This is a genomic window from Candidatus Paracaedimonas acanthamoebae, from assembly GCA_017307065.1.
In the GTDB taxonomy this organism is placed as follows: Bacteria; Pseudomonadota; Alphaproteobacteria; order Caedimonadales; family Caedimonadaceae; genus Paracaedimonas; species Paracaedimonas acanthamoebae_A.
On record JAFKGL010000024.1, the window covers coordinates 19400 to 34253 of the forward strand.

General features: G+C 38.1%; 14 protein-coding genes and 1 tRNA gene. 8 read left to right on the forward strand and 7 right to left on the reverse strand.

Features of this window, described 5'->3' with window-relative positions:
- Window positions 1-90 precede the first annotated feature (90 nt).
- The 7 genes from J0H12_05970 to tssC all read right to left on the reverse strand — a co-directional run bounded on the left by J0H12_05970 (window position 91) and on the right by tssC (window position 8406).
- Window positions 91-1359, reverse strand: coding sequence for a tyrosine--tRNA ligase (locus tag J0H12_05970; GenBank protein MBN9413451.1), 1269 nt, complete (start codon window positions 1357-1359; stop codon window positions 91-93).
- A 56-nt stretch (window positions 1360-1415) separates the two neighbouring features.
- Window positions 1416-2357, reverse strand: a complete 942-nt coding sequence (locus tag J0H12_05975) for a glucosaminidase domain-containing protein (protein ID MBN9413452.1) — start codon at window positions 2355-2357, stop codon at window positions 1416-1418.
- A gap of 40 nt (window positions 2358-2397) precedes the next feature.
- A complete protein-coding gene (locus tag J0H12_05980; GenBank protein ID MBN9413453.1) occupies window positions 2398-2946 on the reverse strand; it encodes a NifU family protein in 549 nt (182 codons plus the stop codon).
- 338 nt (window positions 2947-3284) lie between these two features.
- Window positions 3285-5282: an excinuclease ABC subunit UvrB gene (gene uvrB / locus J0H12_05985; protein MBN9413454.1), complete on the reverse strand. Its 1998-nt coding sequence runs from the start codon at window positions 5280-5282 to the stop codon at window positions 3285-3287.
- A gap of 78 nt (window positions 5283-5360) precedes the next feature.
- Window positions 5361-5867, reverse strand: a complete 507-nt coding sequence (gene tssE / locus J0H12_05990) for a type VI secretion system baseplate subunit TssE (protein ID MBN9413455.1) — start codon at window positions 5865-5867, stop codon at window positions 5361-5363.
- Between the two features lie 7 nt (window positions 5868-5874).
- Window positions 5875-6459 (reverse strand): hypothetical protein, encoded by a 585-nt coding sequence (locus tag J0H12_05995; GenBank protein MBN9413456.1) that lies wholly within the window; start codon window positions 6457-6459, stop codon window positions 5875-5877.
- 51 nt (window positions 6460-6510) lie between these two features.
- On the reverse strand, window positions 6511-8406 hold the full coding sequence (gene tssC / locus J0H12_06000) for a type VI secretion system contractile sheath large subunit (protein MBN9413457.1): 1896 nt from the start codon (window positions 8404-8406) through the stop codon (window positions 6511-6513).
- Window positions 8407-8749: 343 nt separating this feature from the next.
- Here tssC and J0H12_06005 point away from each other — a divergent pair, with 343 nt between their 5' ends.
- The 8 genes from J0H12_06005 to J0H12_06040 all read left to right on the forward strand — a co-directional run.
- Window positions 8750-8989, forward strand: coding sequence for a BolA family transcriptional regulator (locus J0H12_06005; protein MBN9413458.1), 240 nt, complete (start codon window positions 8750-8752; stop codon window positions 8987-8989).
- Between the two features lie 11 nt (window positions 8990-9000).
- Window positions 9001-9333, forward strand: a complete 333-nt coding sequence (gene grxD, locus J0H12_06010; GenBank protein ID MBN9413459.1) for a Grx4 family monothiol glutaredoxin — start codon at window positions 9001-9003, stop codon at window positions 9331-9333.
- 389 nt (window positions 9334-9722) lie between these two features.
- Window positions 9723-10610 carry a LysR family transcriptional regulator gene (locus J0H12_06015; GenBank protein MBN9413460.1) on the forward strand — a complete coding sequence of 296 codons (888 nt, stop codon included), beginning with the start codon at window positions 9723-9725 and terminating at the stop codon, window positions 10608-10610.
- A gap of 130 nt (window positions 10611-10740) precedes the next feature.
- A tRNA-Val gene (locus tag J0H12_06020) sits at window positions 10741-10815 on the forward strand.
- A gap of 1027 nt (window positions 10816-11842) precedes the next feature.
- A complete protein-coding gene (locus J0H12_06025; protein MBN9413461.1) occupies window positions 11843-12037 on the forward strand; it encodes a hypothetical protein in 195 nt (64 codons plus the stop codon).
- A 36-nt stretch (window positions 12038-12073) separates the two neighbouring features.
- Complete coding sequence (locus tag J0H12_06030; GenBank protein MBN9413462.1) at window positions 12074-13573, forward strand: AAA family ATPase; 1500 nt, start codon at window positions 12074-12076, stop codon at window positions 13571-13573.
- On the forward strand, window positions 13570-14586 hold the full coding sequence (locus J0H12_06035; GenBank protein ID MBN9413463.1) for a hypothetical protein: 1017 nt from the start codon (window positions 13570-13572) through the stop codon (window positions 14584-14586). Before J0H12_06030 ends, J0H12_06035 begins: the two co-directional genes overlap by 4 nt.
- Window positions 14574-14854 (forward strand): hypothetical protein (locus J0H12_06040; GenBank protein ID MBN9413464.1); only part of this gene is annotated, 281 nt, incomplete at its 3' end. The genes J0H12_06035 and J0H12_06040, both read left to right, overlap by 13 nt.

The window sequence follows — 14854 nt, forward strand, 5'->3', positions numbered from 1 at the left end:
TTTTATATTAAATGGTTTTATTATAACTATTTTAAATTAAACGTTGGATTTTTATTGATGTCAAGGTGATATCGCTGAAATCTGTTTAGTTTAAGCCTTTTGAAGTTTCAATAGCACGTGTCGTTTCTTGCCAGCAGAAAGCTTAAAATAATCTTTGTCTTTAAGGTCCCCTAAATTCAATGAGAGAGATTCATTTTCGATGGGTTGATCATCGATGCGAGCGCCTCCTCCTCGGATAAGACGACGAGCTTCTCCATTACTTTCTGCAAGGCCACCTAACCGGAGAGCTTCGTAAATAGGCAACCCTTGAGAAAATAAGTTTTCGTCAATAAGAATAGTTGGAATAGCGGAAGCTGAAAGATTTCCTTCAGGATTCTCAAAAAGATTTGCAGCTATTTTTCGGGCTTCGAGAACGGCATTTTCGCCATGACAGAGTTTGGTCGTTTCATCTGCAAGAATTTTTTTAGCTTCGTTTATTTCTGCATCTTTAAGTTTTTCAAGGCGCTCAATTTCTGTCAGCGGTAGATCTGTGAAAAGTCGTAAGAAACGGCCGACATCACCGTCGGCTGTGTTGCGCCAGTATTGCCAAAAATTGTAAGGAGACAACAAATTCGCCTCAAGCCAAATAGCGCCTTGCGCTGTTTTTCCCATCTTGGCGCCTGAAGCTGTTGTAATTAAAGGTGATGTTAAGCCAAAAGCTTCTTGCTGAGTAAGGCGACGGATCAAGTCTACACCACTTATAATATTGCCCCATTGATCGGCTCCCCCCATTTGTAGCTTAATGCCATAACGACGATGGAGTTCAAGAAAATCAAATGCTTGCAGGATCATATAATTGAATTCAAGGAAACTTAAAGATTGCTCTCTCTCTAGGCGTTGACGCACACTATCAAATGTCAACATTCGGTTGATTGAGAAATGACGTCCATAATCTCTTAAAAAATCGAGATAATTTAAGCTATTAAGCCAATCTGCATTGTTAACCATCACAGCATCTGTTGGGCCATCGCCAAAGGTGAGATATTTCGCGAAGATTTTTTTTATGCTTTCAAGATTTTCTGCAATCTTAGTCTCATCAAGAACTTGACGCATCTCATCTTTTCCAGAAGGGTCGCCAATACGGGTTGTGCCACCCCCCATGAGTACAATTGGCTTATGGCCTGAACGTTGCAGAAGCCGGAGTCGCATAATTTGAACAAGGTTACCGACATGTAAACTTTTCGCAGTGGCATCAAACCCAAGATACGCAATGACAGTTTGACTGCTCAAAAGTTGATCTAATCCTTCTAAATCAGTACCTTGATGAATAAAACCTCGAGCATGAGATTCTTTTAAAAATTCTGAGGAAAACGGCTTCATGCCAATAGAACCTTCTTTTTAACTTTTCTTTATAGACGAGAGACTAGGCTGATTTGTCAAGATCTCAAATCAGATTTAAAGCGAGCATAATCATATTGCTTAAGCGAATGGATATCAATAAGCTCTTTTAGTTGACGTGTATAAGCTTGTCGTCTTATTGAATAATATAACAAGCCATCAGCAAGCTTTAAGCTGCAGGGATGAAGCCCATCTTGACGCTGTTGTGCTCGGATACGACGTAATGAATCGTAAGCAGGATGTTTATTAAGGGTATCCATATAAGCTTTAACAGCATTATATAAAGAATCGAATGTTATAAGTTGTGTTTTATCTTGCATAAATCCAAAAGGGGAATTTTGTTTGCGGGCATATTTACAGCCACCCCAACCGCTTTCAATCACAGCTTGTCCTAAAGCGAGAGAGGCTGGGATGATATCAACACGTTTTAGAAGTTCATCAAACGAGAGGCGTTTAAGATGATAACGTTTGGTAAGATCTTGTAGCCATAAACGTTGTTCCAAACTTAAAGAATTACCGCTGTCAACAATACGCTTTAAGCGCAAGAGATAGGTACGATCTGCAAGGATATCTTCATTATATTTCAAAATATGAGGGAGCAAAGTTTCAACAAACATGTCTTGTTTGTTTTTTATGTTGATCACCATGCCAAGTTCTGCAGGAAGATGAGTGGCAAAAACTCGAGGGATTCCAGTGGAAATTAGTTCTTCGTGAGTGCTTGGAAGATTCTTATCAGAAATTTCTTCAACAATATGATTATCTGTATGATTTATTTTCTTTGCAAGCTTAAAGGTCGTATTTTTTGAAGCCATGGAAAACGTTGCATTTTTATGAGGTTCTGTCGTTATGCTGGATAAAAAGAATGTTTCAGGTGTCCACGTCACGGCAAGACTATAAAGAACAACGACCATAACACTCATGAGGCCGATGAAACTACGATCAAAGAAATGTTTGAACGCTTTTTGTGGGGTTCTTATCATTTTTCTTCTCAATAATTGGTTGAATAATTAAAGCAGACTATTAGTTAACAGCTCGAACTTCTTGGACTTCTGGAATATAGTGTTTCAGCATATTCTCAATTCCTGTCTTAAGAGTTGCGGTAGAGCTTGGGCAGCCTGAGCATGAGCCTTGCAATTCAAGATAAACAATCCCATCCTCAAAGCGATTAAAAACAATATCGCCGCCATCCATAGCGACAGCAGGTCGAATGCGGCCGTCAAGGATTTCTTTAATCTCTTTCACGATCTCTGAATCATTTTCTGCAGAGGCTTGGGGCTTTTCTTGGATTATTTCGACGATTTCATGGTGCATAAAATAATCCATGATAAATCCGAGGACTTTAGGTTTTAGGACGAGCCAATCGTATTGATCATGCTTGGTTAAGGTAATAAAGTCAGAGCCGAAAAAGACACCTGTAATGCCATTAATGGTGAAAAGAGTCTTTGCAAAAAGACATGATTCAGCGCTTTCTCTGGTGGGAAAGTCCATAGTTCCCTTTGCAAGGACTGCTCGTCCAGGAAGGAACTTAAGGGTTGCTGGATTAGGTGTTTCTTCTGTTTGAATAAACACGCGATCTCCTTTCAATCAAACTTTTTTATGAGGCTCATTTTATGGATAAAAATAGTTGTGTCAATACTTTTATATCTCTTTAAAAATCAAAGCATTAACGAGGCAGTATTTATGTAATAAGTATCAGTATTTGTGGAAAGTAAAATATTTAAGTATTTATAAGTATACTTATAAATTTCTATTTTTAATAGTATTATTTAATCAGTATTCATTCGGATCGTTTTTTCTATCTGTTTTTGAATTAACAGACCTTTTTGCTAACAAAACATATAAAAAACAAAAAAAATGGATGATAGCTTTGTTTCGCAATGAAATTTTCTTGTGAGAAAAGCCGAAAATTAACGATGTAAAAACTCCAATTGACGAGATTCTAAAGCGCGCAATTCGTCTCTTAGTCGTGCGGCTTCTTCAAATTCAAGATTAGCGGCATTAAGAAGCATTCGTTTTTCAAGATCTTTTTTATATTTCTCTAAATCTTTCCCGACAAGATCTTGGATTTCTTCTCGAAGGGTAATTGTCGTATGATCACGTTCATAAACACTGGAGAGAACGTCTCCAATTGTTTTTTTAACACTTTCAGGTGTGATTCCGTATTTGGCATTATAAGCTTGTTGTTTTTCGCGGCGTCTGGAGCTTTCTTCAAGGGCTGCCTTTAAAGAGTTAGTCATCTTATCAGCGTACAAAATTGCGCGCCCTTCTACATTGCGGGCTGCACGGCCGATAGTCTGAATTAGAGAAGTTCTTGACCTGAGGTATCCCTCTTTATCAGCATCTAAAATGGCTACTAGCGCACATTCAGGGATGTCTAAACCTTCACGGAGAAGGTTGATTCCAATCAAAACATCAAAGATGCCTAAACGTAAATCACGGATAATTTCAATGCGTTCAAGAGTATCGATATCAGAATGCAAATAACGTGCTTTCACGCCGGCTTCGTTAAGGTATTCAGCTAAAGCTTCTGCCATTTTTTTTGTTAACGTAGTCACAAGAGCACGATAACCTTTTTTAGCAACTTCGACGCATTCTGCAATCAAATCATCCACTTGATGAGTTGTTGGCCTAATAATACAAATAGGATCAATGAGACCTGTTGGACGAATAATTTGCTCGATGAAGGTGCCTTGTGTTTGTTCAAGTTCCCAAGGGCCTGGAGTTGCAGAAACAAAGATGGTCTGGGGACGCATCTTTTCCCATTCTTCAAATTTTAAAGGGCGATTGTCGCGACAAGATGGAAGACGAAAGCCATATTCAGCTAAAGTCCCTTTTCGAACGGAATCTCCTCGATACATTCCTTTCAGTTGCGGAACAGCCACGTGGCTTTCATCAACAATTAAGAGAGCATCAGAGGGCAAATATTCAAAAAGAGTTGGAGGGGGTTCGCCAGGTTGGCGACCTGTGAGATAACGAGAATAATTCTCAATTCCTGAACAAAAACCTGTTGTTTCAAGCATTTCAAGATCGAAAGATGTTCTTTCTCTTATTCTTTGTGCTTCAAGAAGCTTTCCTTGTTGTTCGAAATCTATGAGGCGTTCTTTTAGCTCTCCTTGAATTTTTTTAATGGCTTGCATAATAGTGGGTTTAGGGGTGACATAGTGACTATTCGCAAAAATGCGGATCTCAGAAAGAGCTCCAATCTTCTCTCCTGTGAGGGGGTCAATTTCATAAATACTTTCGATTTCATCTCCAAAGAATGAAAGGCGCCATGCTCGATCTTCAAGATGAGATGGAAATATTTCAAGTGTATCACCGCTGACGCGAAAAGTTCCGCGCTGAAAATTAATATCATTTCTTTTATATTGAAGTTCAACAAGCTGTTGCAACAGGGTTCGCTGATTAGCGACTTCATTCGGGCGAAGCTCTATAATCATCTTTCCATAATCTTCTACGGCGCCTATACCATAAATACAGGAAACGCTTGCAACAATAATAACATCGCGTCTCTCAAGAAGTGACCTGGTTGCAGAATGGCGCATCCGGTCAATTTGTTCGTTAATTGTCGCTTCTTTTTCAATGTAAGTATCCGATCGAGGGACATAAGCCTCGGGTTGGTAATAATCATAATAAGAAACGAAATATTCAACGGCATTATCAGGAAAAAATTCTTTCATTTCGCCATAGAGTTGGGCGGCAAGAGTCTTATTGGGTGCTAGCACAAGGGCTGGACGGTTACTATTGGCAATAACATGAGCGATTGTAAATGTTTTTCCAGATCCTGTGACACCAAGGAGAACTTGATTATGCTCGTCTTTTTCTAGGCCTTCAAGCAATTGTTGAATAGCTTCTGGCTGATCACCAGCAGGTTGAAAATTTGATTTAAGAGAAAATAAGCTCATGATGGATTATTACCTTCCTTCAGAAGGTTAACAGAAAATAGCCTATTTTAAAAATGATGTTATTTAAAATGAGGGATTAATTTAAGATTCGTCTCGCTGAAGCAAGTTATGAATGGTGATGGGAAAAGTAAAACGTTCTAAAAGTTTGCCAATTTTAAGGTCTCCTGTCACTTCTGCGACTAAAGATAAAGGATCTTTGGGATGTTTATTGACAAAGACTCTTATGTTCCTAAGGCGAGGTTCATAGTAAGTCACAACGCGCTCGATTTCGAGGCCAATTGTGCGTCTCCCAAGATCGCTTGCGCCATCAAACCATGAAAAATCTCTTAATCCAAAAAATTGAGGGAGAGCAAGATCTGATATAAATTCTCCATGCCCATCTTCTGGAGGACGAAGGACAGTTGGTCGTGTATTAAGAATCATTTCAAGTTCGCGTTGTATGGAATCTTTGAGCGCTGTGGGGTCAAGGATTTGATAAGAACTGGGTTCTGAGATTAAATGAGGTTCTAGATCCGTAAGACGATCAAACAGAGGCGCGAGCGCCCCTGTTTGTAGTGTTGATCGTTCTAGGTTTTGGCGTTTACTCATGACTTAGTTATACTAATTGTCCTGTCGTAAAATCAAACTTCACAGAAGTTGAGCCAGTGTTTGTGCCACCTTGATCGTAACTATTGATCTTGTTTTCAATGGTGGTTGGTCTAAAAGTAACAACGACAGTATCATACTTTGGTTCATAAGTTTGAAAGTAGTTATTCGTAAAAGTTAGTTCTTGGACAACCACATTAATTTGGGCAATGTTCGCTAAACGAGCGATATGAATTGTCTCAATTTTATCGCCTTTCATCAGTTTGTTCAAAATGATTGGTGCAAAGTTGCCATTCGGTATCACCATTACAGGATCTTCAATCACAACGCGTGCTGATGTATAAAGTTGATCCGCGGCGTTAGGATTCGTAAGACGACTAATCCGATAATTGAAGTGAAATAACTGCACATGATCTGTAAAGTTTTCCAACGTTGATTTAGTATCAACGCCATCAATTTTAATCATAAACTCAGGTGTTGCAGTTACGTTCCGATATGATTCTGAAGGGACTAATTGATCAGGTTGAGTTGCCCCTCTAGCCCAGTTCACTGCAGATGCTGCGACACTTGAGAAATTACCTATTTCATTTGGCATTTTGATCTCCTTAATTTCTTTTCATTTTTTCAATTTTATTCCTGTTTATCTTCAACCTGCAGCCCGCTTTGGTAAGGCAGCAACAAGACGAATAGATGCTGTCAAGTCTTCCATTTGGAAGTGGGGTCTTAAGAAGACAACAGCTCTATAACTTCCAGGCTGTCCAGGAACATCATAGACATCGACTCGGGCTTCACGTAGTGGATAACGTGCTTTTACGGGTTGGCTTGCTTCATCTGTTAAAAGGACGTATGAGGCAATCCAGTTATTGAGATAAGTCTCAACATCTGCACGAGACATAAAACTTCCAACCTTATCGCGCATAATGACTTTAATGTAGTGAGCAAAGCGTGAAGCTGCCAAAATATAAGACAATCTCGCAGAGAGTCGTGCATTTGAATTGGCTTCATCCAAGTTATAGAGTTTAGGTTTCTGACATGTTTGTGAGCCGAAGAAAGCGGCATAGTCACGGTTCTTACAATGAACCAAACCAATAAACCCTAGATCACTCAATTCTTTCTCGCGTCGATCCGTAATTGAGATCTCTGTAGGACATTTAAGAGCAACATCACCATCTGTTGTTTTGAAAGTGTAATAAGGGAGATCTTCAACCATACCACCGCCTTCAACGCCACGAATTGCAGCTGGCCAACCATACTCGGTTGCGGCATGAAGAATTCTTTGAGCCAGACCCCAAGCTGAACTTCCCCAACAGAATTTAGAGTTATCAGTTCCATCAACATCTTCAATAAAGTTTAGACCCATCACCATCTGACCATTTTCGCCCCCATAAGGAAGACGCATCAAGATATGAGGGAGGGTAAGTGCAACGTAACGTGAATCTTCAGTCTCGCGGAATGAAGCCCACTTTCCAAGTTCAGTGGAATCAAAAATACGAGATAGATCTCTTGGGTGGCCTAATTCAGAGAAACTAATAAGATCAAACAAATTTGGATTCGCGGCTGCAATGAATGGGGCATGTGCTGCAGCGGCAACTTGAGAAAGTTTTGTGAGCAATTCTGTATCTTGGGGATTACGTCCAAACTCAAAATCACCCATTAAGAAAGAGTAAGGAGAGCCACCAAAAGTTCCATATTCTTCTTCATAAACTTTTTTAAACAAGTGACTTTGATCAAATTCACAAGCTTTTTCTAAATCGAGAATAAGTTCTGTCTTAGTTACATTAAGAAGACGAATCTTAATATGAGCATTCTGAGTGGTCGTTGTCATTAAAAGCCAGAGACCTCTCCAACTGCCTTCGAGTTTTTGGTAATCTGAATGGTGCAAAATTTCATTAAGTTGAGCACCAACCGTTGTATCAAGCTCAGCAATACGTTGTTGAACTAAAGCGACACAATCAGCAGGCATTTTATCTACTTTACTAACGAGAGTGATAAATTCATTAATTAAGACACCAGCATAATTTTCTTGAGAAGGATCTCTAACCATCTGAGTAGATTGCACTAAACTTGGGACATCTGTGTTTTCCCCTTTGTTCGTCATAATTTCATCCATCGCTTTGTTGAGAGCTTCATTACCTTCTAGCTTCCCAAGTAAATCGTTAAGTCGAGTTCTTGTGGTGTAAAGATCATTAAGAACAGGAGTTTGGCCAACAATTTGAAGAGGTTCAAAATCGTCCATCGTCAGAAATGTTAAATCAACATTAATTTCTTTAGCATCTCCGCCTAATTTATTTGGAACCAAAATATTTACCCTTGGACGGATAGCAGCCATAACATCTGGTATCATGTCGCTTGCGATATCGACAAATTTACGTTCTTTCAATGGGGGGCGTGCAACTTCAGAGGCGCCAGATAAATCAGCCATTAATCCAAGTACAAAAGGTAACTCTCGTGATTCAACAGCATTGCCAATCTCAACATCATATGTGATTTGTACGCGTGGAGGGCGGACATTATCTATGACGTGTTGTATACTTTCTCTCATCGTTATCTCCCTTGTTATGTAGCAAGCCTTAACGAAGGTTGCTGTTTTACTTTTTTTACTGTCTAATTTAATTAAAAAGGAATTTGATTAAAAAGCGGTAAACGACGATAAAAAAAGTCAAAAAAATATTAAATATTTGAAAATATAGATGTTTTTATTTATTTTCCTTTTAATTAAATAATAATTAATTAATTTTTCATCAAAATATTGATATAAGAGTTGTTATTATATAAAAGAATGTTTCTGATATTTTTTCTAAAATTATCTATTGGACATGACTTGCATTTTATAAGGGAACGAGTTAATTTTTCTGCAAGTTTTATGACGATGAAGAGGATATTCAATGCCTATGCGTGCTGAGGACATTATTGATTTAATTAAGCAAGAGATTCCTGATGCGAATGTGCAATTAAAATCATTAGTCGCAGATCAAGATCATTATGCTGCAATTGTGACATCTTCTTCATTCGAAGGGAAAACAAAGATACAACAGCATCAAATGGTTTATAAGGCGCTTCAAGGTCGAATGGGGGGAGAACTTCATGCTTTGAGCCTAAAAACACAAGTGCCTCATTCTGTATAAAGGAGCAATAAATGACAGCTATTTTTGAAACCATCCAGGATCACCTTAATACGTACCCCATTGTATTGTATATGAAAGGCACAAAAAGAGCACCTCTTTGTGGTTTTTCAGGTACCGTTGTCCAGATTTTAAGTCGCTTAGGAGCTGAATTCCATGATGTGAATGTGCTTGAAGATCTAGAAATTCGTCAAGGAATAAAAGACTTTACAAATTGGCCAACTATTCCACAACTCTATATTCAAGGCGAATTTATTGGGGGAGCTGATATTGTTCGTGAGATGTATGAATCTGGTGACCTAAAATCGCTTTTAGAAGAAAAAGGTATTGTGATAGTAAATACTTGATTTTTTAATAAAAAAGGTCAGAAGATAAAATCTTCTGACCAAGTTGACAGGGAGACGTAAAGTTTTATTAAACAGGAAAAACTTTACAACAATATAGAGTTTAAATTAAAAGTTTTTAACTCAACTCGACCCCTTAAAATTATGAATATCCCTTTGCAAGTTCAAATATAATTTAATCATATGTAAAGAGCTCTTCCTATGAAATAAATGCATAGGTAAGATTTAACTTTTTGAAAAGTAAGAATATTTAAAATATAGTTTTTAAAATTTATCTTTTTTATTTTTTTATCTCTCAGTTTGACTTGTTGAAGAAATAACTTTATAACACCGCCCTAAATTACGATTTGACTGATTCTACATAACAACAATTAACTATAGGGTGGAGCATCATGGATTTAGAAAAATTAAGAATATTCTATGTGGTAGCCAAGGCTGGCAGTTTCAGTAAAGCGTCTAAAGTTCTTCATATAAGTCAGTCAGCTTTAAGTCGTTCCGTGCAGCTTTTTGAATATCGAGAAAAAGTTTCCCTTTTAAAAAGAACTTCAAAAGGATTGATGTTGACGGAAAAAGGAGAGAGGCTTTATAATTTTGCTCATCATTTTATTCATGAAGCAGAATGTATTATTAATTGTTTGAAAAATAATGATGCTTATGGAGAATTGAAGATTGTTACTTCGCCTCATATGGGCGCTTCTTGGTTGATGAGTTATCTTCGAGAGTATCTAGAGCTTCATTCAGAAGTTCGTATTACAATTGTTGGAGTTACAGAGAAAATAAATACAGTTGAAGCAGATGTTGCCATATGCACTAAAGTCCCACATCAACCGGGTCTTATTCAACATTATCTTAAGTCTTTTCATCTGGGGTTATGGGCAAGTCCTTGTTATCTTGAAAAGCATGGGATTCCAAAAACACTAGAATCTCTAAAAGAGCATCAAATGTTGGCTTATGGAGATGATATTTTAAGTCCGTATGGTCATTTGTCTTGGGCTTTAGAGCTTGGAGCGCCACCTTATCTAATTGATCGACCTTTCCTAAAAATCAATAGTTTAGAAGGATTGATAAATGCAGCACAAGAAGGACTTGGTATCGCTCAAATCTCGGGAGAACTCCCAAGTATAAAAAATTCTAATCTTGTTAATGTATTGCCTCACTTAAATGTTCCCCTTATCGATTTATATTATGTTTATAAAGAGAATAAAAGTGATTCAAAGCGCATTACTTCTTTGAGAGATTTTCTTGAGCATAAAATGAGGAAAGAACGAATTTCTTTATAAAAAAGATTATTGAAACTACTCCACACGTATTTTTTTAGCTTAAATCTTCTTTAAAAGAGTAAAATAATCACTTTAGTGTAATATTCTTCTTTTCTCTTACGAAAGTTTTAGGTATGGTGTGGCCAATTCAGGGCGATTAGCTCAGCGGGAGAGCGTCTCGTTTACACCGAGAGGGTCGGGGGTTCAAATCCCTCATCGCCCACCATGAATTTCAATGGGTTATCCCGTCTTCCTTCTGCCTTCTTTTTTACTGGGGGAGCATATGGGGAGCAATATTCAAAATATGCTAAGCTGAATTTATTCAGTTAAAGCAGCCTAACTTTTTGATCCTTGATGATGAATGTTTTTCTGATCTTTACAATTTAACAATCCGCGCATGGCAGTAAGTGGGGCTTTTCACAAGAACTTTAAGCTCGTATGGATTAAAATTCCCCGTAGCTTGCTACGCAAACTAATAGACTTCTTTCTGGAGAATGATACCCCGACAGCTTGCGGCGAAGTACTTTCATTTCAATATGAAATTTTATAAATTTCTAGGTAGCAATGATTAAAGAACAGTCAATTGTAAAATTTAGAGGATTATATAGTGATTCCTCTCATCTTGAGTGCCAAAACATTCTATAGTGCGGTTTTATATAGCATTTGAAGTTAAATTAATGCTCTCGAATATGCTTTCTTGGATATAGAGGCAATAAAAGTTGCCTCAGGTTCTTCTTTGCTTTTTACCTGTTGAATGGTTAAATTTACCAGCTTAATTTGCTTGTTAAAAGTCTTGAAAGAGATGAAAGGAAGTTACTTTTTACAGCTATGCCTCCTTCAGTTTAGGCGACGTATCTTTCCAAGCATAAGAGACAAGTCTTGCAATTACTCAGGTGAATATTCTTCCCCTAAAATTTTATGGAGCCTTCTGTAAAGCATGAGGGCTTCCTTAGTCTCCAGCTCAGCTTCTTTTTTTCAAAACTTCAATTTTTTTCCTGACCAAATTAATATTATTCATATGTGTTTTCTCCTAAAATCTATGGTGTTCTTTCTTGCCAAAATGGAGATTAAATCTCCCTTTAAAATCCCACTTTTTCCTTTTTAATAGGTAGATAAATACATATAATAGAGAGAATAAATATAAAAGTCTTGGAGATAATATTTTTGTGACAAGCGCGCAGATATGTTGCCATAAAATTGCCTTCGAGGCAAGCCTCCAAGTTTGGATGAATTGAAAGGAATAAAAATACAGAATGGCATTGGCTCATGGCCGCTTAAAAATGATCTCTCGTTCTAATCGGAATACGGTGCGAGCTTTAGCTTATCGTATAGGCTGCAAAGTCTATGATCATAGGATAGGCGAGTTGATGGTCACGCGGAAGAAAATTCATGAGGTTCAGCATGTGGAATTACTGCTTCCTAAAGATGCGCCAGCGTGGGCTTTATAGTTAAGAAATCTGATAGCAGCAGACCGTCAAAAAGGAGTGCAGAAGTTTTCTGATATTGTGGAGGGACACGAGAAAAGAAAAGATGCTCAAGTCTATCGAGAATATGAATTTGCTCTCCCTCGTGAATTTGCAGATGAGCAATGCATAAAATTGGCGAATGAATTTATTCAAGATCAGATGTGTGGGCAAGGCATGACTGTCCTTGCTAACTTCCATCTTGATATTGATGAAGAGACAGGAGAAAGAAAACCCCATTGCCATGCTTTAATGCTCACAAGAAGGTTTACAGAACCCGGATTATCTTCAAAAAAAGAAATTGACTGGAATCGAAGAAGCTTAGGAGCAGAATTAAGGGAACAGTTTGTCGCTTACACAAACTTTCATCTTAAGATACATGGTTTTGATGAAAGACTTGATCATAGATCTTATGCTGAAAGAGGAATTGAAATTGAGCCTCAGCCTAAAAGAGGCACAAACATCAAGGATATGGAATTTAGGATTGGAAATAAACTAAAGGATCTTTTCTCAACAGTAACTTCAGAGAAAGCCAACGCCTTTCAAGAAACAAAGCTGAGGAATGTTTGCCGTATTATAAGGAAACCAGAGATTGTTCTTGATATTGTGAGCAAGCATCACTCGACTTTTATGTGGGGGGATGTTGAGAAAGTTCTCAATCGTTATATTGATGATCAAACCCTTTATAAGCAAATAGAACATAAGCTCAAATCTTCGAAAGAACTCGTATTTCTAAGGTATGACTCTGTTAAACACAATTATGGTTCTATAGAAGATCTTTCCATCTACACGACCAGATCTATGGTTGAATTTGAAATAAATCTGGTGCAGTTGGCTGAAAGACTGAGTAAAGCAAAAAACCATGAAGTTTATCGTCATAAAGTGAACGCTGTTATCACTCAGTTTGACCAAAAACTTTCAAAGCATGGTGGTCTCTCTCCTGATCAAAAGAAAGCACTGCACCATATCACAGCGCCAAGCCAGCTTTCATGCATTGTGGGCTATGCGGGTGCAGGTAAGACCACAGCCCTGGAGGCCGCCAAAGAAATCTGGGAATTGGATGGGTATAAGGTTTATGGTCTTGCTCCTACAGGACGAGCGGCGCAAAATTTAGTGCAATCAGGAATATCCTCACAAACCCTTCACAAATTCCTTGAATCTCATAAAGAAGGAAGGTGCCAGTATAGGTTTGGCTCTGTCCTTGTGCTTGATGAAGCAGGAATGGTGGACATATCAAGGTTTGATGAATTCTTGCAAGCAGTTGATGATTTAAAAATTAAGGCTATCATTGTGGGGGATGGGGCTCAATTGCAGCCTGTTGAGGCAGGACCTGCATTTAGGCTGGTGACTGAGAAAATAAGGTCATCCAACCTTGAAAAAGTCGTTCGTCAGCAAGAAGAATGGCAACAAGAAGCCACAAAGCTTTTTGGGACCCTTAAGACAAGAGAAGCTTTGCAAGCTTATCATCAAAAAGGGTTTGTGCAATTCATTGAAGAAAAAAACCATCAATTGCTGAATTGATCGAGACAAAAAATCACGCGAAAATTGTTGAAGCCTATAGCCTCTCTCATCGTATGGTAGGGCACATTTATTATTCTATGATTGAGGATATTAAAAAATTCAATCGTGATAAGAGAGATCCTCATTATCATCTTCAGAACCATGAAGACTACAGTCTTTATAGAGAATGGCGAGATCTTAAAATGGCTTGTTCTTACTATATGAGGGAGAACCTTGAGGATTGCCGACTTTTGATGAAAGCGTTGGGCGTTGATCCTCAGCATTTTGCAAAGCAGTTTGTTGATAAGAACAAAAGCCTCAAAGAGCAAAAAATGGAAGCCGCCATCTTAATCCACCAATGGCAGTTACCTCAACTCGACCCTTATCAGAGAAAGCATATCTGTGTACTAAGAGAGGAAACTAAGAAAGACCTCATTCAGGAGTGGCATTTGTCTTTTAAAGAGAATTCAGAGAAATCCCACCTTATTATGACCTACAGCAAGGCAGATACTGCAAGTCTTAATGAAGAAGCACGGACCTTAATGAAACGAGATGGCATTGTTGCTAAAGAAGAGTATCTCTTCACCATCCATAAAGAGGATGAGGATGATTTTGGAGATAAGATTACTACAAAAGAAGATAAATACTTCGCAAAAGGTGATCGTATTCTCTTTATGAGAAATGATAATGGCCTTGGGGTTAGAAATGGAACTCTTGGGACAATTCTAGAAATTGATCGCCATAAGATTAAAGCCAAACTTGATAATAATAATGAGGTTTCCTTTGCTCCCAAACTTTATTCTTATTTTGACCTAGGTTGGGCAGCCAATATCCATAAGTCCCAAGGTGTCACGGTTGATCGAGCTTTTCTTTTAGCCACTCATGAAACCTTCCGTAAACTTTCGTATGTGGGCATGACACGGCACCGAGAGTTTGTAAAGGTCTTTGGCTCCAAGTTTGATTTTGGCGAAAGGAGATCTTCTTCAAAAGGCTTTCTTCCTCTCAAGAAAAGATCTCAGGCTTGGATTATGTAAAAGACTATAATAGTATCAATCTTCCAAACAGAAATTCTAAACTTCAGGAGATTTTGAACCGCCTTGGTAATGAGCTTGAGGCTATTCGTTTCGTATCTAAACAAGCGTGGCAGAGTATTACAGAAAGATTTTTAGTTAAGATTCTTGAGCAACAAGAGATTCGTATTGCTCAAGAAAGCATCAGTGAACACATAAGAGCAAAAGAGTTATTAGAGAATAGAGAAAATACAAATTCTCAGAGTAATCAACAACCAAAACCAGACCAAAC

What these genes read in the sequence shown, in the direction of transcription:
- J0H12_05970 (MBN9413451.1), bottom strand. Translation starts at nt 1,359, where the DNA reads ATGAAGCCGTTTTCCTCAGAATTTTTAAAAGAATCTCATGCTCGAGGT.
- J0H12_05975 (MBN9413452.1), bottom strand. Translation starts at nt 2,357, where the DNA reads ATGATAAGAACCCCACAAAAAGCGTTCAAACATTTCTTTGATCGTAGT.
- tssE (MBN9413455.1), bottom strand. Translation starts at nt 5,867, where the DNA reads ATGAGTAAACGCCAAAACCTAGAACGATCAACACTACAAACAGGGGCG.
- J0H12_05995 (MBN9413456.1), bottom strand. Translation starts at nt 6,459, where the DNA reads ATGCCAAATGAAATAGGTAATTTCTCAAGTGTCGCAGCATCTGCAGTG.
- tssC (MBN9413457.1), bottom strand. Translation starts at nt 8,406, where the DNA reads ATGAGAGAAAGTATACAACACGTCATAGATAATGTCCGCCCTCCACGC.
- J0H12_06005 (MBN9413458.1), top strand. Translation starts at nt 8,750, where the DNA reads ATGCCTATGCGTGCTGAGGACATTATTGATTTAATTAAGCAAGAGATT.
- grxD (MBN9413459.1), top strand. Translation starts at nt 9,001, where the DNA reads ATGACAGCTATTTTTGAAACCATCCAGGATCACCTTAATACGTACCCC.
- J0H12_06015 (MBN9413460.1), top strand. Translation starts at nt 9,723, where the DNA reads ATGGATTTAGAAAAATTAAGAATATTCTATGTGGTAGCCAAGGCTGGC.
- J0H12_06025 (MBN9413461.1), top strand. Translation starts at nt 11,843, where the DNA reads ATGGCATTGGCTCATGGCCGCTTAAAAATGATCTCTCGTTCTAATCGG.